The sequence below is a fragment of the Variovorax sp. DXTD-1 genome (assembly GCF_003984625.1).
GTDB lineage: Bacteria > Pseudomonadota > Gammaproteobacteria > Burkholderiales > Burkholderiaceae_C > Variovorax.
The window spans coordinates 47,332-68,009 of record NZ_RWKH01000018.1; the positions used below are offsets into that span (position 1 = coordinate 47,332).

At 67.4% G+C, this 20,678-nt stretch carries 22 protein-coding genes; 6 read left to right on the forward strand and 16 right to left on the reverse strand.

Annotated elements, in window-relative coordinates:
* Nucleotides 1-3: 3 nt before the first annotated feature.
* Nucleotides 4-405, reverse strand: a complete 402-nt coding sequence (locus EJI00_RS17450) for a putative toxin-antitoxin system toxin component, PIN family (protein ID WP_409514029.1) — start codon at nucleotides 403-405, stop codon at nucleotides 4-6.
* Here EJI00_RS17450 and EJI00_RS17455 point away from each other — a divergent pair.
* Nucleotides 389-994 (forward strand): surface-adhesin E family protein, encoded by a 606-nt coding sequence (locus EJI00_RS17455; RefSeq protein ID WP_260590757.1) that lies wholly within the window; start codon nucleotides 389-391, stop codon nucleotides 992-994. The two genes, EJI00_RS17450 and EJI00_RS17455, sit on opposite strands and share 17 nt — an antisense overlap.
* 22 nt (nucleotides 995-1,016) lie before the next feature.
* Here the strand turns inward: EJI00_RS17455 and EJI00_RS17460 are convergent, their stop codons facing one another.
* From EJI00_RS17460 to argS, 7 genes are all read right to left on the reverse strand, one after another.
* Nucleotides 1,017-2,267, reverse strand: a complete 1,251-nt coding sequence (locus EJI00_RS17460) for a class I SAM-dependent RNA methyltransferase (protein ID WP_126748762.1) — start codon at nucleotides 2,265-2,267, stop codon at nucleotides 1,017-1,019.
* Nucleotides 2,268-2,374: 107 nt separating this feature from the next.
* Nucleotides 2,375-3,973, reverse strand: a complete 1,599-nt coding sequence (gene rpoN, locus EJI00_RS17465) for an RNA polymerase factor sigma-54 (protein WP_126748763.1) — start codon at nucleotides 3,971-3,973, stop codon at nucleotides 2,375-2,377.
* A gap of 17 nt (nucleotides 3,974-3,990) precedes the next feature.
* On the reverse strand, nucleotides 3,991-4,785 hold the full coding sequence (lptB, locus tag EJI00_RS17470) for an LPS export ABC transporter ATP-binding protein (RefSeq protein ID WP_126748764.1): 795 nt from the start codon (nucleotides 4,783-4,785) through the stop codon (nucleotides 3,991-3,993).
* Complete coding sequence (gene lptA, locus EJI00_RS17475) at nucleotides 4,782-5,492, reverse strand: lipopolysaccharide transport periplasmic protein LptA (RefSeq protein WP_126748765.1); 711 nt, start codon at nucleotides 5,490-5,492, stop codon at nucleotides 4,782-4,784. The genes lptB and lptA overlap by 4 nt, the downstream gene beginning before the upstream one ends.
* A gap of 191 nt (nucleotides 5,493-5,683) precedes the next feature.
* A complete protein-coding gene (locus EJI00_RS17480; protein ID WP_126748766.1) occupies nucleotides 5,684-6,331 on the reverse strand; it encodes a thiol:disulfide interchange protein DsbA/DsbL in 648 nt (215 codons plus the stop codon).
* Between the two features lie 160 nt (nucleotides 6,332-6,491).
* Complete coding sequence (locus EJI00_RS17485; protein ID WP_126748767.1) at nucleotides 6,492-7,244, reverse strand: SPOR domain-containing protein; 753 nt, start codon at nucleotides 7,242-7,244, stop codon at nucleotides 6,492-6,494.
* Between the two features lie 7 nt (nucleotides 7,245-7,251).
* Nucleotides 7,252-8,937 carry an arginine--tRNA ligase gene (argS, locus tag EJI00_RS17490; protein WP_126748768.1) on the reverse strand — a complete coding sequence of 562 codons (1,686 nt, stop codon included), beginning with the start codon at nucleotides 8,935-8,937 and terminating at the stop codon, nucleotides 7,252-7,254.
* 132 nt (nucleotides 8,938-9,069) lie between these two features.
* On the opposite strand from argS, the gene EJI00_RS17495 reads away from it, so the two are divergent.
* Complete coding sequence (locus tag EJI00_RS17495; RefSeq protein ID WP_126748769.1) at nucleotides 9,070-9,450, forward strand: PsiF family protein; 381 nt, start codon at nucleotides 9,070-9,072, stop codon at nucleotides 9,448-9,450.
* Nucleotides 9,451-9,527: 77 nt separating this feature from the next.
* Here EJI00_RS17495 and EJI00_RS17500 read toward each other — a convergent pair whose 3' ends face one another.
* The 6 genes from EJI00_RS17500 to EJI00_RS17520 all read right to left on the reverse strand — a co-directional run bounded on the left by EJI00_RS17500 (nucleotide 9,528) and on the right by EJI00_RS17520 (nucleotide 14,944).
* Entirely contained in the window at nucleotides 9,528-10,850 is a 1,323-nt protein-coding gene (locus tag EJI00_RS17500) for a fused MFS/spermidine synthase (RefSeq protein ID WP_260590758.1), read from the reverse strand.
* A gap of 39 nt (nucleotides 10,851-10,889) precedes the next feature.
* Complete coding sequence (locus EJI00_RS25435) at nucleotides 10,890-11,105, reverse strand: hypothetical protein (RefSeq protein ID WP_260590759.1); 216 nt, start codon at nucleotides 11,103-11,105, stop codon at nucleotides 10,890-10,892.
* 236 nt (nucleotides 11,106-11,341) lie between these two features.
* Complete coding sequence (locus tag EJI00_RS17505; RefSeq protein ID WP_126748770.1) at nucleotides 11,342-11,794, reverse strand: DUF2214 family protein; 453 nt, start codon at nucleotides 11,792-11,794, stop codon at nucleotides 11,342-11,344.
* Nucleotides 11,795-11,855: 61 nt separating this feature from the next.
* The gene (locus tag EJI00_RS17510) at nucleotides 11,856-12,788 is read right to left on the reverse strand and encodes a LysR family transcriptional regulator (RefSeq protein WP_126748771.1); all 933 of its coding nucleotides are present in this window, start codon (nucleotides 12,786-12,788) and stop codon (nucleotides 11,856-11,858) included.
* 25 nt (nucleotides 12,789-12,813) lie between these two features.
* On the reverse strand, nucleotides 12,814-14,004 hold the full coding sequence (locus EJI00_RS17515; RefSeq protein ID WP_126748772.1) for a CaiB/BaiF CoA transferase family protein: 1,191 nt from the start codon (nucleotides 14,002-14,004) through the stop codon (nucleotides 12,814-12,816).
* Nucleotides 13,997-14,944, reverse strand: a complete 948-nt coding sequence (locus EJI00_RS17520) for a hydroxymethylglutaryl-CoA lyase (protein ID WP_126748773.1) — start codon at nucleotides 14,942-14,944, stop codon at nucleotides 13,997-13,999. The genes EJI00_RS17515 and EJI00_RS17520 overlap by 8 nt, the downstream gene beginning before the upstream one ends.
* 118 nt (nucleotides 14,945-15,062) lie before the next feature.
* Here EJI00_RS17520 and EJI00_RS17525 point away from each other — a divergent pair, with 118 nt between their 5' ends.
* The 4 genes from EJI00_RS17525 to EJI00_RS17540 all read left to right on the forward strand — a co-directional run bounded on the left by EJI00_RS17525 (nucleotide 15,063) and on the right by EJI00_RS17540 (nucleotide 19,248).
* Complete coding sequence (locus tag EJI00_RS17525; protein ID WP_126748774.1) at nucleotides 15,063-15,803, forward strand: IclR family transcriptional regulator; 741 nt, start codon at nucleotides 15,063-15,065, stop codon at nucleotides 15,801-15,803.
* A 189-nt stretch (nucleotides 15,804-15,992) separates the two neighbouring features.
* Entirely contained in the window at nucleotides 15,993-18,191 is a 2,199-nt protein-coding gene (locus EJI00_RS17530) for a malate synthase G (protein ID WP_126748775.1), read from the forward strand.
* A 96-nt stretch (nucleotides 18,192-18,287) separates the two neighbouring features.
* Nucleotides 18,288-18,587: a proteophosphoglycan ppg4 gene (locus EJI00_RS17535; RefSeq protein WP_126748776.1), complete on the forward strand. Its 300-nt coding sequence runs from the start codon at nucleotides 18,288-18,290 to the stop codon at nucleotides 18,585-18,587.
* Nucleotides 18,588-18,594: 7 nt separating this feature from the next.
* On the forward strand, nucleotides 18,595-19,248 hold the full coding sequence (locus EJI00_RS17540) for a L,D-transpeptidase (protein ID WP_126748777.1): 654 nt from the start codon (nucleotides 18,595-18,597) through the stop codon (nucleotides 19,246-19,248).
* 13 nt (nucleotides 19,249-19,261) lie between these two features.
* Here the strand turns inward: EJI00_RS17540 and EJI00_RS25440 are convergent, their stop codons facing one another.
* On the reverse strand, nucleotides 19,262-19,762 hold the full coding sequence (locus EJI00_RS25440) for a hypothetical protein (protein WP_260590760.1): 501 nt from the start codon (nucleotides 19,760-19,762) through the stop codon (nucleotides 19,262-19,264).
* 12 nt (nucleotides 19,763-19,774) lie between these two features.
* Nucleotides 19,775-20,677, reverse strand: coding sequence for a LysR substrate-binding domain-containing protein (locus EJI00_RS17550; protein ID WP_260590761.1), 903 nt, complete (start codon nucleotides 20,675-20,677; stop codon nucleotides 19,775-19,777).
* Nucleotide 20,678: the final 1 nt, after the last annotated feature.

Below are 20,678 nucleotides of genomic sequence, written 5' to 3' on the forward strand. Positions count from 1 at the left end.
CGGCTAAAGCGCCAGCACCGCCTGCACCACCACGCCTTGCGCGGCGAGCCGCTTGCGCATCGTCAGCACGGCCTGATCCTTGCTGAGCAGCCGTGCGCGCCGGGCGACCGCCAGGTCGATGAAGACCTGGTCGTCCGGGTCCTTGCAGACGCAGGGCGCGCGCGGTGGTGTTTCTGCAACCAGCTGCACGCGGGCGTCGAACGCCGCCAGAACGCTTTGCGGTGCCAGGTTGCCGCGCGCCAGGCGGGCTGCAATGAGGGGATAGCCGAGCACCCGCTCGAGCTCCTCGCGCATGGAGGTGGTGGCCAGCCAGCGCAGCTCGCTCGCGGCAAGGGCGGCGGCCAGCGGCAGGCAGTCGGGGTTGTCGAACACCAGCAGGTCGAGCGCGATGTTGGTGTCGATCACCACGAAGGCGCCGGGCGCGGCGTTTGCTGCTTCTGGAGAAATGGAAATGTGTGCGTTTGGAATAACCCCGATGTTGCACCATGCGCCGCTGCAAGCGCAAACCGTGCCGTCCATCCACAATGCTGCTGCCCGGGCCGTGCGCGGCGCCTTTCACCCTCCGACAATGAAACGACTCTCCCTGCTGCTGCTCGCCCTTTTCACCGTACCGCTTGCCCATGCGGAATGGCTCACGCTGACCGGTTCGGCCGGCGAAGCGGCCAACACCTACGTGCAGGTCGATCCGACCAGCGTGGTGGTGGAAGGCAGCAAGCGGCTGGTGGCGGTGCGGATCAGCCTGGCCGAGCCCCGCACCGGCGACGACGGCCTGAAGTTCCGGTCCGTCGCGGCGAAGGCGAGCGTGGATTGCGACGCGCGCAAGGCGCGCTATGTGAGCGCCACCTATTTCGGGCAGCCGAACTTCGTCGGGCCGCCGCTGTCGGTGCGCGAGTTCGATGAAACCGACGTCCGTCCGATGAATTTTTCCGGCCTGCCGGGCGACCTGGCCGTGCGGACGGTGAACGCCGCGTGCGGCGTGGGCGCGACGAAGTAGCCTGCCGCCGCCTGGCCCCAGGCTACTTGCGGGCCGAGCCGGCCACCATGTCGAAGCGGAACAGCCGGCACTCGATGGGCCCGTTCCACATCGGCACGCGGCGCGACTCCTTGAGCCGCATCTGCCTGGGCAGCTTCAGGTCGGGCGTGAGCACCCAGGCGGTCCAGCCGGCGTAATTTTTCTTCCAGTGCGTGGCGAGCTGCGGAAAGAACTCGCCGCCATCGCCGCCTTGGCCGCCATCGTCTCCTTCGCGCTGGCCGGAGGTTTGCGCGGCCTCGCGGGCGCCGAAGCGCGCGACGCCGCCCACCTCGATCCGCTCGCCGTATGGCGGGTTGAGCATGATCACGCCGCCCTCGGCCGGCGGCATGCGCTGCAGTGCGTCGCCGCCGCGGAACTCGATGGCATCGGCAACGCCGGCGCGCTCCGCGTTGCGCTCGGCAAAGTCGACCATGCGGTGCGAAACGTCGGAACCGAAGATGGCGACTTCCTTGGGTGTGACCGCCGATTCGGCTTCTTTCCTGATTGCGTCCCACACGTGCGGCTGGAACGGCAGCAGCTTCTCGAAGCCGAAGCGCCGCAGCCACCCGGCCGGAATGCCGCGCGCAATCTGCGCTGCCTCGATGGCGATGGTGCCGCTGCCGCAGCAGGGGTCGTACAGCGGCTCGCCGGCCACCGCACCGCTCTCGGGGTTCCACCAGCCGCTGGCGGCCAGCATGGCGGCGGCCAGGGTTTCCTTCAGCGGCGCATCGCCCTTGTCCTGCCGCCAGCCGCGCTTGAAGAGCGGCTCGCCCGAGGTGTCGATGTAGAGCGTGCAATGGTCGGTGGTCAGGTGCGCGAACACGCGGCAGTCGGGCCACTGCGTTTCGATGCTCGGGCGCACGCCGTTGGCCTTGGCGCGAAAGCGGTCGGCAATGGCGTCCTTGATGCGCAGCGTTGCAAAGTTCAGGCTCTGCAGCGGGCTGTGCTGGGCCGTGGTCTCGATCTTGAAGGTCTGCTTGGGCGTGAACCAGATCTCCCAGGCCACGCCGCTCGCAATGGCATACAGGTCGTTTTCGCTGCGGTAGGGCACGTGGGCCAGCTCCACCAGCACCCGCTGGGCGAGCCGGCTGTGCAGGTTGAGCTTGAGCATGTCGCGCCACTCGGCGCGCACCCGCACCCCGCCGCGCAGCGTGAGCAGGTCTTGCCCCACGCGGCCGGTGAGCGCATGGACTTCCTGCGCCAGGAGTTCCTCGACGCCGGCGGCGCAAGGCAGGAAAAGGGAAAGATCGTTCACAAGGGGTTCGCCATCGTCATCGGCTGCAGGGGGAATGCCATTGTCACCGCCCTCGCGGTCCATGCGCTCTACCGCGGGGTGAAGCTGCTCGGCGGGGCCTGCCTGCGCTACAAGGCCTTGCGCAGATTGGCGGGCGCGATGCGCAAGGCTTCGCGGTACTTGGCCACGGTGCGGCGTGCGCACTCGATGCCCTGCTCTTTCAGCATTTCGGAAATCTGGCTGTCCGATAGCGGCTTCTTGATGCTCTCGGAGCTCACGAACTGCTTGATCAGCGCGCGCACGGCGGTGCTCGAGGCGTTGCCGCCGGTTTCGGTGCCGAGCGCCGAACCGAAGAAATACTTGAGCTCGACCGTGCCGAACGGCGTGGCCATGTACTTGGCCGTGGTCACGCGCGAGATGGTCGATTCGTGCAGGCCGAGCTCGTCGGCAATCTCGCGCAGCACCAGCGGCCGCATGGCAAGCTCGCCGTGCACGAAGTAGCTCTTCTGCCGCTCGACGATGGCATTGCTCACGCGCAGGATGGTGTCGAAGCGCTGCTGGATGTTCTTGATGAACCAGCGCGCCTCCTGCAGCCGCTGCGACAGCGCCTGGCTGCCTTCGCCCTTGTGCGACTTGAGCGCGCCGGCGTAGATGTCGTGCACGCGCAGGCGCGGCATCACCTCGGGGTTGAGCATGACGCGGAACTTGACGTTGGTGCCGCGGCCGATCTTGGTGACGATGACATCGGGAATCACGATGTTGCGCTCGACGTCGACAAAACGGCGGCCCGGCTTGGGCTCCAGGCGCGAAATGATCTGCAGCGCCGAGCGCACGAGGTCTTCGTTGGTGCGGGTGAGCGTGGCCAGGCGCTTGAAGTCGCGCCGCGCGAGCAGCTCCATCGGCTGCTTGCAGATGGCGATGGCGGTCTTGCGGACCAGCGCCTGTTCTTCGGTTTCGTCTTTGCCGGCCAGCGCGCGCAGCTGGATGCTCAGGCATTCGCCCAGGTCGCGCGCGCCGACACCGGCGGGCTCCAGGCTTTGCAGCAGGCCGAGCGCCACCTGGAAGTGGTGGACCAGTTCGTCGAACTGGTCGTTGTCGTCGCCCGCAAGGCCCGAGGCCAGGGCAGGCAGCGAATCTTCAAGATAGCCGTCATCGTTGAGCGACTCGATCAGGAAGCGCAGCGCGGCGCTGTCGTTCTCGTTCAGGCGCAGGCTGAGCGCCTGCCGATGCAGAAAGGATTGCAGCGACTCCTGGCTGCGCGCGAGTTCGGTGGCGTCGGCGCGCTCGTCGTCGCCGAGGTTGTTCTGACGCGCGGGGGCGTCGCTGCCCCACTCGCTGTCGTCCGGCGACATGTCGACGGTGCCATCGCCTTCCCAGTCGGGCTCGCGTTCGGCAATGTCGGCGGTGGGGGTGTCGGCGTCGGTGGTGGCAGTGGTGCCGGTCTCGGCCGCGGAAGTGGTCGCGCTGCTGGCCGGCAGCGAAACGAAGTCGCCTTCGCCGGCCTCCGCCGCTTCATCGCGCGGCGCGGGGGTGTCGACGGCATCGAGCCCGAATTCCTCGCGCGCCGCTTCTTCCGCGGTGCGTTCGAGGAACGGGTTTTCGTCGAGCATCTGCTCCACTTCCTGGCTCAGTTCGAGCGTGGAGAGCTGCAGCAGCCGGATCGACTGCTGCAGCTGGGGCGTGAGCGCCAGGTGCTGCGAGACGCGAAGGGACAGCCCTTGCTTCATGGAGACCGACTCCTCCCTTACATCCGGAAGTGCTCGCCCAGGTACACCCTGCGTACTTCGGCGTTGTCGACGATCTCCGAGGGTGTGCCTTGTGCCAGCACATGCCCGTCGCTGATGATGAACGCGTGATCGCAGATGCCCAGCGTTTCACGCACGTTGTGGTCGGTAATGAGCACGCCGATGCCGCGCTCCTTGAGAAAGCTGATGATCCGCTGGATTTCGATCACCGCGATAGGGTCGATGCCGGCAAAGGGCTCGTCCAGCAGGATGAAGCGCGGCTGCGTGGCCAGCGCGCGGGCAATCTCGACCCGGCGCCTTTCGCCGCCCGAAAGCGCGAGCGCCGGGGAATCGCGGAGGTGGTCCACCCGCAGGTCGGCCAGCAGCGCGGAAAGGCGCTCTTCGATGCGCTGCTTGGTCAGCGGCGCGGGCTTGCCGTTGCCGTCGGGCTCGCGCTGGAGCTCGAGCACGGCGCGCACGTTTTCCTCGACGCTGAGCTTGCGGAAGATCGACGCTTCCTGCGGCAGGTAGCTCAGGCCCATGCGGGCGCGGCGGTGGATCGGCATGTGCGCAATAGGCTCGCCGTCGATGGTGATCTCGCCGGCGTCGGCCCGCACCAGGCCCACGATCATGTAGAACGAAGTGGTCTTGCCCGCGCCGTTGGGGCCGAGCAATCCCACGACCTCGCCCTTTTGCACGTCGAGCGAGACATCCTTGACGACCTTGCGACTGCCGTAGCTTTTTTGCAGGCCGCGCACCACCAGGCGGCTGCCCGGCGTGCCATCGGCGTTCTGGTTTCCAGCGGCTTCGATCACTTGCGCCCTTCCCCTTCGCCACCCAGGGTGGTGGTCGAGCGCAGGCCCGCCCCGGGTGCCGGCTGGGTCGCCGCGGGCGCGCGCTGTGCACCGGCGGCGGGCGTGGCAGCACCAGGCGCGGTGGCCGATTTGGGCGTGAGGATGGTCCTGACGCGTCCGCCCGACGGCGCATTGACGCCGGCATTCGGCGGCACGGTGGAACCGTTGACCGTGTAGGTGTCGTTGCTCTGGTCGTAGACGATGAGCGCGCCGCTGCTTTCGTCGTTGGGCGTGGCGCCGAGCAGGCGGCGCATGACGGCGTTGCGGATGAACTTGACGTTGTCGGCGCGGCTGTCGTACTCGATGACTTCCGACTCGCCCTCGATCCACTCGTCGGGCGCGTTACGCTTCTGCTTGTAATAGGCCCGCTTGCCCGGCGCCGCCGTGACCACGCCATATTGGTAGCCCTCGGCGTCCTGGCGCACGTCGATCCGCGCGCCGCGGATGATGATGGTGCCCTTGGTGACCAGCACGTTCCCGGTGAATACGCTGGTCTGCTTGAGGTCGTCGTAACGCATGGCGTCCGACTCGATGTTCATCGGCTTGGTGCGGTCGGCGGTCTCGGCCAGGGCGCCCGAGGCGAGACCGGCCAGCAACAGCGCGCCGATGGCGAACCGGCCGATGCGACGAAGAAGAGGGGTGGTGTTGGGGTAGGAGTGCAATGTCATAGAGGCACGAAACTTGCTCTGCATTGTATGCGGCGGATCGCGCCAGCCCAGCGCGCAGAGATGAAAAAGCCCGCCAAAGCGGGCTTGACATCCCATCCGGGAACATCGCGGAACCGGCGTCGCCGGACCGCGTTTTTACCCCCGCAAGGGGGTTGGCGCAGCGGCACAAAGTGCCGCGTTGCCCTTGCGGGTCAGCCCTTCTTGGCTTCGCCGATCAGGTAGCTGGTGACCTGAAGCGCCTTGGTCATGTTGCCGGCAAGCTCGCCGTCCACATACCAGCGGCCGGCCACGGCCAGCGCCGGAACGCCGGCCACTTTGTAGGCTTCGGTCAGCTGCGTGGCGCGCTTCGCCTTGCTGGCCACGCTGAACGAGGTAAACACTTCCTTGAACTTGGCGCCGTCGAGGCCGTTGGCCGTCGCCCACGCGATGATGTTGGCATCGCCGTTGACGTTCTGGCGCTGCTTGTGAATCGCATTGAAGATCTTCGGCTGGAATTCCTCGACCTTGCCCATGGCTTCGAGCGCGTAGTACAGGCGCTGCTTGGCTTCGACGTCGTTGCCCACGAAGGGCACCGGTACGCGGCGGAAAGCCACTTCCTTGGGGGCCGTCTTGAGCCAGGCGTCGAGCTGGGGCTCGAAATCGTTGCAATGCGGGCAGTTGTACGAGAAGAACTCGATCACTTCGACCTTGCCGGCGGGTGCGTCGACGGGCACGCGCTTGTCGAGCACCAGGTACTCGGTGCCGGCCTTGGGTGCGCGCGCCTGGGCGTGCGCCGTGTTGCCAGCCAGCGAAATCAGACCGAGCGAAGTGGCGGCCAGCGAAAAGTCACGACGTTTCATTGAAAAGTTCTCCTGTTGGGTACGGCAGACAGAGCCGGGGCGCCGCGCGGAGTTCCCGCATGCGGCATGCCCAATACGATCTTGGCGGCGGCCCATGCCGCAAGCTTAGGGATTATTCATGACGGCTGCCGCAAGGCCGCAGCCGCCCCGGGAATACACCTCAGCGCTGCACGCGCACGAGCGCCGATTCGAGGCCGCCGCTGTCGAGCCGCTCTTTCAGGCGATCGGCGTCGTCCTTCTTGTTGAACGGACCGGCGCGTACGCGGTAGACCGTGCGGCCCGCCTGCTCGCGCTCTGTCACCCGGGCTTCGACGCCCATCAGCGACAGCTTGGCACGCTGGGCCTCGGCGTCGTCGGTGGTGCGGAACGCGCCGGCCTGCACAAAGTACATGAACGGATCGGGGCCGGACGACGGCGACGCGCTGCTGTTGCTGCTGGGCGCGGCGGAGGCTGTTGTGGTGCTGCTGCCGCTGTTGCCGCCGGCTCGTGCGCGGGCCAGATCGCCCAGCGGATCGTTCGATGGCGGCAGCGGATTGGCTTCGGCCGGCACAGGCGCCGGGCGCGCAGGCTTGGGCGCCACGACCACCGGCACCGGCGGCGCGGGCGGCGGTGCGGTCCCGGGCGCCACGGCCGTGGTGTCGCCGCCGGCCGGAGCCACCGGGCCGCCTGCCGCCGCGGGCGGCTTGGCGGGCGTGCCGGGCTTGCCGGCCAGCGGCGCATTCGGATCCCAGTCGCGGTTCTTGCGAGCCTCGGCTTCGTCCTGCTCGGCACCGCCGCGCTGGGTCTTGGTCACGAACGGAATGGGCACCTTGGTCACATAGACCGCAATGCCCAGCGCAACACCCAACCCCAGCACCAGGCCGATGATGAGGCCGATGACGATGTTGCCGCGTTGTCTGGTTGTCTTCTTCATGGTGGTTTCACATCTTGCTCGGCGCACTGACGCCGAGAATCGCGAGGCCATTGTGCAGCACCTGCGCAGTGGCGGCGACGAGCGCGAGCCGCGCCAGCTTTACCGGCTCTTCGTCGACCAGGATGCGCTCGGCGTCGTAGTAGCTGTGGTAGCTGGCGGCCAGTTCGCGCAAATAGAAAGTCACGTCGTGCGGCGCGAAATCCTTCGCGGCCGCCGTGAGCATGGCGGGGTACTTGGCGAGCAGCAGCATCAGCGCCTGCGCGGCCGGGCTTTCGAGCGGCGACAGGTCGACATTCTTGAGCGTGGCGGCGTCGCCGCCCCAGCCGGCCAGCACCGAGCAGATGCGCGCATGGGCGTACTGCACGTAGTACACCGGGTTGTCGTTGTTCTTCGTCACGGCCAGGTCGACGTCGAAGGTGTATTCGGTGTCGGGCTTGCGGCTCAGGAGGAAGAAGCGCACGGCGTCGGTGCTGGTCCATTCGATGAGGTCGCGCAGCGTGACGTAGCTGCCTGCGCGCTTGCTGATCTTGACCTCTTCGCCGCCCTTCATCACGCGCACCATGGTGTGCAGCACGTAGTCGGGGTAGCCCTCGGGAATGCCGACGCCCGCGGCCTGCAGGCCGGCGCGCACGCGCGCGATGGTGCCGTGGTGGTCGGTGCCCTGGATGTTGACCACCTTGTGGAAGCCGCGCTCCCACTTGGCAATGTGATAGGCGACGTCGGGCACGAAGTACGTGTATGTACCGTCCTGCTTCTTCATCACGCGGTCCTTGTCGTCCCCGTAGTCGGTCGACTTGAGCCACAGCGCGCCGTCCTGCTCGTAGGTCTTGCCGGCGGCCACGAGCTTTTGCACCGCGGCCTCGACGCGGCCGCTGGTGTAGAGGCTGGACTCGAGGTAGTACTGGTCGAAGTGCACGCGGAAGGCCTGCAGATCGAGGTCTTGCTCGCGGCGCAGGTAGGCCACGGCAAATTCGCGGATGGAGTCGAGGTCGTCGATGTCGCCGCTGGCGGTGTATTCGCGGTCTTCGGACTTGACCGTTTTTTTCGCCTTGAAGTCTTCGGCGATGTCGGCGATGTAGTCGCCGTTGTAGGCCGGTGCCTTTTCGCCGCTCGGCCATTCGGGATCGCCGGGCTTGAAGCCGCGGGCGCGCAGCTGCGTGCTGTTGGCCAGCGTCTGGATCTGCACGCCGGCGTCGTTGTAGTAGTACTCGCGCCAGACCGTGTCGCCCTGCGACGCGCGCAGGTTGCAGATGGCGTCGCCGAGCGCGGCCTGGCGGCCGTGGCCGACATGCAGCGGACCGGTCGGGTTGGCCGAGACGAACTCGACCAACACCTTTTCGCCGGTGGCGGGCTGCCGGCCGAAGGCGTCGGCCGCATTCAGCACTTCGCGCACGATCTGCTGCTTGGCGGAGGTCTTGAGGCGGATGTTGAGAAAACCGGGGCCGGCGATTTCGATGGCTTCGACCCACTGGCCGAAAACGGGGGTGGCGAGCAGCGCGGCGCTGAGCTCCTCGGCCAGTTCGCGCGGCTTGCGGCCGAGCGGTTTGGCGAGTTGCATGGCGGCCGTGCTGGCGAAATCGCCATGGGCGGCCACCTTGGGCGACTCGAACGCGGCTTTGGAGCCGGCGCCGGGCGAGAGGGATTCGAGCGTGTTCGCGAGCGCCGCGAGCAGCTCCTGTTTGACCAATAGCATCTGCGGATTTTACCGGGGGCAAACCCGGGCGGCGGCGCCTTCGGTCATCGAATGCATGCCCCCGCCCGTTAGGATGAGCGGCCCCGGGCGCGGGGCACCTGTCACAACCCAACCTTGCAAGGACATATCACCATGAAGAAGCTCCTTTCCCTGGTCGCCCTGGGCGCCTGCCTTTCCTTTGGCGCCGCACAGGCGCAAGACAAGGCGCCCGCGCCTGTCGTCGTTGCTCCGGCCGCAACGCCCGCCACCCCCGCTACACCGGCCACCCCGGCAGCCAAGGCTCCCACCGCCCAGCAAAGCAAGATGACGACCTGCAACCAGGAAGCGGGCGACAAGAAAGGCGACGAACGCAAGGCCTTCATGAAGAACTGCCTCAGCGCCAAGCCCGCCATGACCGCCAAGCAGACCCAGCAGGAAAAGATGAAGACCTGCAACGCCGACGAAAAGGCCAAGACCCTCAAGGGCGACGCGCGCAAGGCCTTCATGAAGGAATGCCTGAGCGCCAAGGCCTGACACCAGCCGCGCTTTTCTGAAGCAAGCCCCGCACGGCCCCGCGCCGGCGGGGCTTTTTCATGGGCGCAACATGCGCGCTACTTGAGCACGCCCAGCAGATTGTTGAAGTCGTCGGTCCAGGGGCGGGTGCCAGCCGGAACCGCGATGGGCAAAGCCGCGCCGCGCAGCGGCTCGCGCGCCAGCACGGCGGGGTCGCGCGCAACCAGCACCCAGTCGGTCGAGTTGAGCCACTTCGACTCCTTGGCGTCGTCGCTCACCAGCACCGCATGCACCCCTTTCAACGCTGCGATTCGCGCGACCACGGGTGCGAGCTCGAGGTAGCGGTTGGACACGTGAAAGGCCACGATGCCGTCGGGCTTCATGTGGCGCAGGTAGACGTCCATCGCCTCGGCCGTGAGCAGATGGACCGGCACCGCGTCGCCCGAAAACGCGTCGACCGCCAGCAGGTCGAAACCCTGCGGCGCTTCGCGCTCCAGCGCCAGCCGCGCATCGCCGAGCACGCGTTCTGTCTGCGCGGGACTGTCGCGCAAAAAGGTGAACTCGCTGTCCGCCAGTTCGAACACCTGCGGATTGATCTCGTAGATGCGGTACACGTCGCCGCTTCGGCCGTAGGTCGCAAGCGTGCCCGCGCCAAGGCCGATCAGCCCGACGCGGCGCGGCGCTTCTGGCGCGGCGGCCATGGCCCGGCCAATGCCCGAGGTGGCGCCGTAGTAAGTGGTGGGCTCGCGCCGCCTGAGCGGGTCGAGAAACTGTTCGCCATGCTTGATGGAGCCATGCGACAGCAGCCGCACGTAGCTCGGAGGATTGGCGCGGCGCACGTCGAAGGTGATCAGCGCGCCGTAGAAGCTGCGCACCAGGTGGCGCGCGCCCAACCTGTCGCTGCGGATCTGCGCCACCAGGAAAAAGACGCAGCAGGCCGCCAGGGCCACGCCGGCGAGCCGCAGCCACAGGCGATGGCGCAGCACGGCCACCGCCGCCAGCGCAGTGAGCGTGAGACCGATGCCCAGCTCGTAGTACGCGGGCAGCACGTGCGGCGCGACCAGCCCCACCAGGGCGCCGCCGATGGCGCCACCCAGCGAGAGCATCAGGTAGAAGCGCGTGAGATAGCGCGGTGCCGGCCGCAGCCTGGCGGTTTCTCCATGCAGGAACATGCACAGCACGAACAGGCCGCCGACGTAGATCGGCAGCCCCGTGCGCACATTCGAGCCGATGTGGTGCTGCAGGCCGAAGGCGCACAGCACCAGCACGCCCGCCGCCAGCGGCAGCCACGACGCGAGCGCCGGCAAGGCAAGCCAGAGCAGCGCGTCGGACCAGCGCGGAGGCGTCTCCTCGCCCGTCGCCGCCGTCGACGTTGACGTTGATGCCGGCACGGTTTCCGACCAGCGGTACGCCGCGAGCAAGGTGGTCCCTGCGCAAAGCACCACGAACGCGCCATAGCCCTACGACCATCCCTGCGCCTGCTGGAGCAGCGAACTGCGCGGCTCGATCAGCACCGGATAGCACAGGAGCGACAGCAGCGAAGCCAGGTTCGACAGCGAGAAGTACCGGTACACCCGCGCGCTCCAGGGCGTGCGCGCCACCCAAGACTGCACCAGCGGCCCGGTGGTTGAAAGCAGGAAGTAGGGCAGGCCGATGGCTGCGAGCAGAAGGCCCACGTGCAACGCGGCCTGCGTCGCACACGGAGGTGCCGCGTCAGGCAGTCCGAATAGGCATAGCCCGCGAGCAGCACGGCCTGGAAGAACACCATGCAGATCGACCACACGGCGGCCGAGCCGCCGAACCACGGCAGGATCTGCTTGGCGATGAGCGGCTGGACGAGAAACAGCAGGAACGCGCTGCTGAAGATGGTGCCGGCAAACAGGAGCTGGATGCCGGCGCGTTCCATGCGGGTCTACTTGCCGAAGCCGCGTGCGAGGAACACCGCCACCAGCGGAATCAGCGCGATCAGGTGGGCCTGCACCATCACCAGCTTGCGCGTTTTGCGGATGTCGTCTTCGGCCGGCAGCGTGCCGTTGGCGCGCAGCGCCTTGCGCCAGCGAAAGTAGGTCAGTGTCGGAAAGATCGAAAGCACGCCGACGATGATGAACAACCCGAGCTTCACATGCAACAGCGGGTTGGTCCAATACCACGCTGTGCCCTTCACGCCCCACACCGTGCGGGCGATGCCGGTGGCGAGCACGGCAATGGCGGCCATGCCATAGACCAGGTCGACCTTGGCGAGCCGCTCCACCACGGCGGCATTGAGCCACTGCACGCGGCACAGCGCGGCCTCGCTGGAGATGAACACCACCATCGTGAGGATGGCCAGCAAGTGCAGGTAGGCGAGGATCGCTTCGAGGGTCATCGGTGGCTTTCTTTTTCAATGGGTTGCAAATGCTTGCGGATTGTGCCGCCGCTCGGGCGCTTTACCCTCTTCCGCCCCAGAATTCGGGGCGTCCGTATTGCTCCTTGAGGAAATCGAGCCACAGCCGCACCCGCAGCGGCAGGTGCTTGGTGCCCGTGAACACCGCGTAGATGCCGTTGGGCGGCGCGGCGAAATCATCGAGCAGCGGCACCAGCAAACCCGCGTCGATCTCGGCCTCGACCTCCCAGGTGCTGCGCCAGGCAATGCCGTGGCCGGCCAGGCACCAGTCGTGCAGCACCTGGCCGTCGGAGCAATCGAGCGGGCCTTCGGGCCGCAGGTAGATCAGTTCTTCTCCGCCCTCGCCCTCTTCGGCGGGAAGGCGGAATGCCCAGCCGCGTGTTTGAGAGGCATCGCTCGACAACGTGAGGCAGGCAAAGCGCGACAGCTCGCTCGGGTGCTTGGGCATGCCGTGGCGGCGCACGAATTCGGGCGTGGCGACGCAGCGGCGCCGGTTGTCGGCCAGCCGCACGCTCACCAGCGACGAATCGGGCATGTCGCCCACGCGCACCGCGCAGTCGAAGCTCTCGCCGCGCACGTCGACCACGCGGTCGCTGAGGTTGAGCGAGATCGTGACTTCCGGGTGCATGGCATGGAAGCGCGGCACCAGCGGCGCCACGTGGCGGCGGCCAAAGCCCGCCGGCGCCGTGACGCGCAAGTGCCCGCTGGCCTTGATGCCGCCGGCGCTCACGCTGGCCTCGGCATTGGCGAACTCCGTCAGCAGGCGCTGGCAGTCCTCGAGAAAGGCGCTGCCTTCGTGCGTGAGCGTGATGCGCCGCGTGGTGCGCACCAGGAGCTTCACGCCCAGCCTCGCCTCCAGCGCGTCGAGGCGCCGCCCCATGATGGCGGGCGCCACGCCCTCGGCCTTGGCCGCGGCGGTGAGGCCGCCGCGGGTCGCCACCGAGACGAAGGATTCGAGTTGCTTCAGGCGGTCCATGGCGCCCGAACTATATATCCCGGGTTCAACCGGCAGCGCCGGCCCGGCGCGCCTCGAAGGCGGCGATTTCTTCGTCGCTGTAGCCCACCTCCTTCAGCAGCTCACTGGTGTGCTCGCCGATGTGCGGCGGCTGCAGGCGAATGCCGGGCCGTTCGCCATCGAGCGTGAAGGGCATGAGCGGCACCTTGGCCATGTGGCCGTCGTTCATGCGCACGGGCGCGAGGCCGCCGGTGGCATTCAGGTGCGGGTCGTCGAACAGCTGCTGCGGCTTGGTGATGGGCGCAAAGGGCAGCTCGTTCTGCTCGAATACCGCGCTGAGTTCGGCCGCGCTGTAGCCGGCCAGGTGCGAGCGCAGAATCGGCATCATCCAGCCGCGGGCCAGCACGCGGTCGTTGTTGGTCTTCAGGCGCGGGTCGGCAAGCATTTCTTCCAGCCCGAAGGCCTTGCAGAAGATCGCCCACTGCTTGTCGCTCACGGCCGCGAGAAAGATCTGTTCGCCGTCCTTCACGGTGAACACGTCGTACACGGCCCACGCCGAAATGCGGCTGGGCATCGGGTCGGCGGCCTTGCCGGTGGCGGCGAACTGCATCATGTGCTGTGCGACCAGGAACACGTTGTTCTCGAACAGCGCGGACTGCACCTCGCAGCCCTTGCCGGTGAGCTCGCGCTGGCGCAGCGCGGCCATGGCGCCAATGGCGCCGAACATGCCGCCCATGATGTCGTTCACGCTGGTGCCCGCGCGCAGCGGATCGCCGGCGCGGCCCGTCATGTAGGCCAGGCCGCCCATCATCTGCACCACCTCGTCAAGCGCGGTGCGATGGTCGTACGGGCCCGGCAGAAAGCCCTTGTGGCTCACGTAGATGAGGCGCGGGTTGAGCTGCTTCAGGCTGTCGTAGTCCAGCCCCAGCTTCTTCATGGTGCCGGGCTTGAAGTTCTCGCTCACGATGTCGGCAGTGGCAACGAGGCGCAGCGCGGCCCCCACGCCTTCGGGCGTCTTGAGGTCGAGCGCGATGCTCTTCTTGTTGCGGTTGAACGTGGGGAAGAAGCCCGAGCCCGAACCGAGCAGGCGGCGCGTGCTGTCGCCCTCGATGGGCTCGACCTTGATGACCTCGGCGCCGAGGTCGGCCAGCAGCAGGCCGCAGGTCGGGCCCATGACCATGTGGGTGAACTCGACGACGCGGACGCCGGCGTACGGAAGCGGATTGGATTCAGGCATTTGCGTTGGTTTCCTGGACAGGGCCTTGGACAAAGCCCTTGGGCAGGCCGGCTTCGGGCGTCATGCCGTAGACCGGTTCGCCCGGCAAGCCGGCCATGAGCGGCGCGCGCGCCGCAATGAGTTTTTCGATGTCGATGCCGGTGCGAACGCCCATGGCCTCGAACATGAAGACGAGGTCTTCGGTGACCGCATTGCCCGAGGCGCCGGGCGCATAAGGGCAGCCGCCGAGGCCACCGAGCGAGGCGTCGAAAGTGCGCACGCCCTCGTCCCACGCCGCAAGGCAGTTTGCGATACCGAGGCCGCGCGTGTTGTGCATGTGGGCCGCGCCGGCGTGTTGGCCCAGTTCGGCGCGCAGGCGCTTGAAGAGCCGGCGCACCTGCGCCGGGTTGGCATAGCCCACGGTGTCCGAAAGACCGGCTTCTTCCGCGCCTGCCTCGACGCACTGCGCCGCGAGGCGGATCACGTCGTCTTCAGGCACCAGCCCTTGCAGCGTGCAGCCGAAAGCAGTGGAGATGCCGACTTCGAGCAGCACCCCGGGCGCCGTGTCGCGGCGCAACTCGGAAATGGCGCGCACTTCATCGACCATTTCGGCCGGCGTCTTTCGCACGTTGGCCAGCGAATGCGCCACGCTGGCCGATACGGGCATCGTGAGCTTGTGCGCGCCGGCTTCGAGCGCGGCCTGCGCGCCCTTGCGATTGGGCACCAGCGCCATCACCACGAGGCCCGGCAGCGTAGCGGCGTGGCGCACCACTTCCGCCGCATCGGCCATCTGCGGCAGCAGCCTGGCGGGTACGAAGGAGGCCACCTCGATCTCGCGCACGCCGGCGGCGTAGAGCGCGTCGATCCAGCGCAGCTTGTCGGCCGTGGGCATGGTCGCCTTGACCGATTGCAGGCCGTCGCGCGGGCCGACCTCGCTGATCACAACATCGGGGGGTGTCATCGACTCTTGTCTCCTTGGAGCGATCGGTTCGCGATCGCTTGACAATTCTATCTTGCAGAACTAAGTTCCGTTAAATAGAATTAGACCGCCGAACGACTTTCCCTGTCAAGCCAACGCCATGCCCCGCAAAGCCCAGACCGAATCGGTCTCAGACCTCAATGCCGCCCCCGGTGGCGCCGCTGCGGTCGACCGCGCGCTGAGCCTGCTCTCAGCCTTTCAGCCTGGCGACGAGGCGCTGTCGCTCGCGCAGTTTGCAGAGCGCACGCAGCTCTACAAGAGCACGGTGCTGCGCCTCCTGGCTTCGCTGGAACATGCGCGGCTGATCCGCCGGCAGGACGACGGGCGCTATGCGCTCGGCGCCGAGATCGCACGCCTGCACGGCCTCTATTCGGCGTCGCTCTCGCTCGACCGCATCGTGCTGCCGGTGCTGCGCGCGCTGGCCGCGGCCACTGGAGAAAGCGCGGCGTACCACGTGCGGCAGGGCCAGGGCGACGGCTGGGTGCGGCTGTGCCAGTTCCGCGTCGATTCGTCGCATGTGGTGCGCGACCACGTGCGCGCGGGCGACCTGCTGCCCAACGACCGCGGCGCCGGTGCGCGCGTGCTGATCGCCTTCGGCCCCGAAGCCGAACAGCCGCGCAGCCCCAGGGAACGGAAGCTGTACGACGCCATTCGCGCGCAGGGCTACTGCGCGCTGGTGGGCGACCGCACGGCTGAACTCGCGGGCATTTCGGCGCCGGTATTCCATGCCGATGGCCGCCTGGCCGCGGCGGTCACGCTGACCATGCCCGCCCACCGCTACGACCCGCGCCATATAGAGCCGGTGTGCGCCGCGGCGCGCCAGCTCAGCGGAATGAGCTGAAAACGCGACGGAGCGGACTCTGAGGGCCGCTGATTACCGCCATTTTTGTCACTGATAAATCACGCTTTCGGCTCTTACAGGCCAGCAAAGTATCGAATAAAGTCCTTGCATGGAACCACGGCGCAGCGCTGTTCTGACAGACATCGCCTCCTGTTCCGCCCACATTGAATCGTTCTCCAGGAGAAAAACATGACCGCCCGCACCACCGCCCACGGACTCCAGGTCGCGACCGAGTTGCACCGCTTCATCGAAGACAAGGTCTTGCCCGCCAGCGGTGTGGCCAGCGATGTTTTCTGGAAGGGCTTCGACGCCATCGTGAGCGACCTCGCTCCGAAGAACATTGCGCTCTTGGCCGAGCGCGACCGCCTGCAGGCCGAGCTCGACGCCTGGCACAAGAAGAACCCCGGCCCGATTGCCGACATGCCGGCGTACCGCGCATTCCTCGAAAAGATCGGCTACCTGCTGCCGCAGCCCAAGGGCGCGAAGGCCACCACGGCCAACGTCGACTCCGAACTCGCGCTGCAGGCCGGCCCGCAGCTGGTGGTGCCCATCCTGAACGCACGCTACGCACTCAACGCCGCCAATGCGCGCTGGGGCTCGCTGTACGACGCCCTCTACGGCACCGATGCCATTCCTGAAACCGACGGCGCCGAAAAGGGCAAGGGCTACAACCCCGTGCGCGGCGCCAAGGTCATCGCGTTCGCACGCGAAGTGCTCGACCAGGCCGCGCCGCTCGAGAACGGTTCGCACAAGATGGCGACCGGCTACAGCGTGAAAGACGGCCAGTTGCACATCGCGCTGCAAAGCAGCAGCACCACGCTGCGCGACCCCGCCGCCTTCGTGGGCTACCAGGGTGATGCGGCCTCGCCGTCGTCGGTGCTGCTCAAGCACAACGGCATTCACCTGGACATCCGCATCGACCGCAGCACGCCCATCGGCAAGAGCGACTCGGCCGGCGTGAGCGACCTCGTGCTCGAAGCCGCGCTCTCGACCATTCTCGACCTCGAAGACTCGGTGGCCGTGGTCGATGCGGCCGACAAGGTGCTCGCGTATGCGAACTGGCTCGGCATCGTGCAGGGCACGCTCACCGAAGAAGTGGCCAAGGGCGGCAAGACCTTCACGCGTGGCCTCAATCCCGACCGCGAATACACCGGCGCCGACGGCAAGCCCGTGAAGCTGCACGGCCGCTCGCTCATGTTCCTGCGCAACGTGGGCCACCTGATGACCAACCCCGCCGTGCTGTATGCGGACGGCAAGGAAATCCCGGAAGGCATCCTCGATGCCGTGGTCACCACCACCATCGCGATGATCGACCTGAAGCGCAAGGGCAACTCGCGCACCGGCAGCATCTACATCGTCAAGCCCAAGATGCACGGCCCGGCCGAAGTGGCCTTTGCGAGCGAGCTGTTCGGCCGTGTCGAGCAGCTGCTCGGGCTGCCCGCCAACACCGTGAAGCTCGGCATCATGGACGAAGAGCGCCGCACCAGCGTCAACCTCAAGGCCTGCATCGCCGAAGCCGCCGCGCGCGTGGCCTTCATCAACACCGGTTTCCTCGACCGCACCGGCGACGAGATGCACACCGCCATGCAGGGCGGCCCGATGATCCGCAAGGGCGACATGAAGTCCAGCGCGTGGATCGGCGCCTACGAAAAGAACAACGTGCTGGTCGGCCTGTCGTGCGGCCTGCGCGGCAAGGCGCAGATCGGCAAGGGCATGTGGGCCATGCCCGACCTGATGGCCGCCATGCTCGAGCAGAAAATTGCCCATCCGAAGGCCGGCGCCAACACCGCCTGGGTGCCCTCGCCCACCGCCGCCACGCTGCACGCGCTGCACTACCACCAGGTGAGCGTCACCGCCGTTCAGCAGGAGCTCGAGAAGATCGACGCCGACGCGGAACGCGACAACATCCTCAACGCGCTGCTGCAAGTGCCCATTGCGCCCGAAGCCAAGTGGACCGATGCCGAGAAGCAGCAGGAAATCGACAACAACGTGCAGGGCATCCTCGGCTACGTGGTGCGCTGGATCGACCAGGGCGTGGGCTGCTCCAAGGTGCCCGACATCCACAACGTGGGCCTGATGGAAGACCGTGCCACGCTGCGCATTTCGAGCCAGCACATCGCCAACTGGCTGCTGCACGGCGTGGTGACCAAGGCGCAGGTCGACGAGGCCTTCCAGCGCATGGCCAAGGTGGTCGACGAGCAGAACGCGGGCGACCCGGTCTACCAGCCGATGGCCGGCAACTTCGCGACCTCCGCCGCGTACAAGGCTGCGCAAGACCTGGTGTTCAAGGGCATCGAGCAGCCAAGCGGCTACACCGAACCGCTGCTGCATGCGTGGCGCCTGAAGGTGAAGGCGGGCGCCTCAGACGCCCCGTCGTCCTACACCTGACCGCGCGGCCCACCGACCGCGCGGGCCTGTGCCAAGGCTAGTTTGAGCATCGGTTGCTCGTCGAGCGATCGATTCACTCATTCCAAGGAGATATTCATGACCCATTCGATCAAGATGGCCATGGCCGCCATTGCCCTCACCAGCGCCGCAGGTTTCGCGATTGCCCAAGGCACCCCGCCGAACACCACCTCGCCGAACCCGGCCACAGCCGCCGGCCAGCAGTCGCAACAGAACACCCCGATGGGCACCACCGGCACGCCGGCCACCAACCAAGGCACGATGTCGGGCTCGACCGGGAGCACCACGACGAACCAGGCGACGACGTCGCCCAGCACCACCCCGGACATGACGAACCAGGGCGGTTCGATGCGCGTGGCACGTGCCGACCGCAACTGATCGCGCGATGCCGATCGGCTCGCAGGGCTGCCGTTGCGGCCTCGCTTCCGCAGCACTCGTTGCACTGCTGATCGCGGCACCGCCGGCGCACTCGTCGCCGGCGGTTTCCGGCGACACCGAAACCGTGGCCGGCTGGGTGCGCACGACCGGCGACAACCAGGGCACGCCGTTCGCGATCGTCGACAAGAAAGCCGCCGCGGTTCACATCTTCGATGCGGACGGCAAGCGGCGGGCGTCCTCGCCCATCCTGCTCGGCCTTGCGAAGGGCGACCACTCGGTGCCCGGCATCGGCGAGCGCCAGATGGCCGACATCCGCGACGCCGAGCGCACCACGCCCGCGGGCCGCTTCGTCAGCGAGCCGGGCCGCAATCTTTCAGGCGAGGACATCGTCTGGGTCGACTATGACGCGGCCGTGTCGATGCACCGCGTGCGCGCAACCAACAAGGCCGAGCGTCGGCTCGAACGCCTGGCCACGCCAACTGCGGCGGACAACCGCATCTCCTATGGCTGCATCAACGTGCCCGCCGCTTTTTACGACGCGCATGTGAAGCCGTCGTTCGGCACTGCGAAGGCCGTGATCTACGTGCTGCCGGAAACGAGGCCTGCAAGCACGCTGTTCGAGACTTCGACCGCCCGGTCCGAGGCGCCCCCGGCGCGCTGATCCTTCAGGCGCGTCACTCCTCGCGACCAAGGCCGCGCGCGGCCTTCTGCAATGCGACCTTCTGCGCATGCCGCTCCGCGCGATGCGTGCGCAAGTGGCGGCCTGCCTTCTGGTTCGCCTCGCCGCGCGCTATGGCAGCGAGAACGGGGTTGCGAGGTGCCGCGCTCGGCACCGAAAAATAAAACCGGCCCAGACGCTTCTCGTCGTCGCGGGCCTTTCGTTGAGCACTCATGTGCGCACATTCCAAAAACAAGAAGGCCCCGGCGAATGGCTGCGCGGGGCCTTTGTCGATGGGCCTCGGCGGATGCATGGATGCACGTCCGGCCGGGGCGGTCGGTGTGCGGATCAGGTGTTCAGAAAACGGTTCATTGAGTGAGTTGCCGCCCGGGAGGTTGGTCGTCGCCGGACGCGAATAAAAAACTGTTGCTGAAAAAAGGAAGGGCGGATTCTGGCGAGCCCTCGCGCGGCGCGCAAGTGCCGCGCGCGCCGATGTGGCGCAAAGCCGACGCACCACCTGACAATTTTTTCAGCCCCGCTGCGCCGCCTCGGCTTCCGCGCGCAGCCACTGCGCGAACTCCAGCGCGTCGAGGTTGCCCGCGGCGCGCCTCGACGTTTCGATGAAGTAGCCGCGGTGCGAGGCCGCGCCTTCGCCGAGCGGCGCGACCAGCCGGCCCGTCTGCACCAGATCGCGCAGCAGCGGCAGCCGGCCGATCACCACGCCCTGGCCTGCCACCGCGGCGGCCACGGCATCGGTGTACAGGGTAAAGCGCAGCGTGCTCTTCATGCGCAGCTGATCGAGCCCCATCACGCGAAGCCAGGGCTCCCAATCGACGGTGGGGGCCTCGCCGTGGTCGGGGTAATCCACGGTCAGCAAGGTGAGCTTCGAAAAATCAGACGGCTCGCGCAGCGACGCGGCGAGTTGCGGCGAACACAGCGGAATCACCGATTCCTCGAACAGCGCCGTGCCGATGCCGCGGCCGATCGGCACGAAGCGCACCGCCAGGTCGATGCGGCTGCTCTCCAGGTCGAGCACCTCGAGCGTGGCCGACACGCGAACGTCGACCTGCGGGTGGCTCCCGGTGAAGCGTGCCAGCCTTGGGATAAGCCAGAACGACGCAAAACCGGGCGTGCTGGTGATGGCCACCTGCCGCGGCGCGGAGGTCGCGCGCAGCCGCGCCGTGGCGTCTCGCAGGCGTTCCAGGCTGTCGATGACGGCCCGCTGCATGACGCCGCCCGCCTCGGTGAGCACCAGCGAGCGGTGCCGGCGCTCGAACAGCAGCACGCCCAGGCTGGCTTCGAGCTGCTGGATCTGGCGGCTGACGGCCGACTGCGTGAGATGCAGCTCGCCGGCCGCGAGCGTGAAGCTCAGCCGGCGCGCCGCGGCCTCGAAACTGCGCAGCAACTCCAGCGGCGGGAGCTCGCCGCTCAAG

Coding starts and splice junctions, on each gene's coding strand:
- EJI00_RS17455 (WP_260590757.1), top strand. CDS start 389: ATGTTGGTGTCGATCACCACGAAGGCGCCGGGCGCGGCGTTTGCTGCT.
- EJI00_RS17520 (WP_126748773.1), bottom strand. CDS start 14,944: ATGACACCCCCCGATGTTGTGATCAGCGAGGTCGGCCCGCGCGACGGC.
- rpoN (WP_126748763.1), bottom strand. CDS start 3,973: ATGAAGCAAGGGCTGTCCCTTCGCGTCTCGCAGCACCTGGCGCTCACG.
- lptA (WP_126748765.1), bottom strand. CDS start 5,492: ATGACATTGCACTCCTACCCCAACACCACCCCTCTTCTTCGTCGCATC.
- EJI00_RS17505 (WP_126748770.1), bottom strand. CDS start 11,794: ATGACCCTCGAAGCGATCCTCGCCTACCTGCACTTGCTGGCCATCCTC.
- EJI00_RS17525 (WP_126748774.1), top strand. CDS start 15,063: ATGCCCCGCAAAGCCCAGACCGAATCGGTCTCAGACCTCAATGCCGCC.
- EJI00_RS17515 (WP_126748772.1), bottom strand. CDS start 14,004: ATGCCTGAATCCAATCCGCTTCCGTACGCCGGCGTCCGCGTCGTCGAG.
- EJI00_RS17535 (WP_126748776.1), top strand. CDS start 18,288: ATGACCCATTCGATCAAGATGGCCATGGCCGCCATTGCCCTCACCAGC.
- EJI00_RS17530 (WP_126748775.1), top strand. CDS start 15,993: ATGACCGCCCGCACCACCGCCCACGGACTCCAGGTCGCGACCGAGTTG.
- EJI00_RS17485 (WP_126748767.1), bottom strand. CDS start 7,244: ATGAAGAAGACAACCAGACAACGCGGCAACATCGTCATCGGCCTCATC.
- argS (WP_126748768.1), bottom strand. CDS start 8,937: ATGCTATTGGTCAAACAGGAGCTGCTCGCGGCGCTCGCGAACACGCTC.
- EJI00_RS17480 (WP_126748766.1), bottom strand. CDS start 6,331: ATGAAACGTCGTGACTTTTCGCTGGCCGCCACTTCGCTCGGTCTGATT.
- EJI00_RS17540 (WP_126748777.1), top strand. CDS start 18,595: ATGCCGATCGGCTCGCAGGGCTGCCGTTGCGGCCTCGCTTCCGCAGCA.
- EJI00_RS17510 (WP_126748771.1), bottom strand. CDS start 12,788: ATGGACCGCCTGAAGCAACTCGAATCCTTCGTCTCGGTGGCGACCCGC.
- EJI00_RS17495 (WP_126748769.1), top strand. CDS start 9,070: ATGAAGAAGCTCCTTTCCCTGGTCGCCCTGGGCGCCTGCCTTTCCTTT.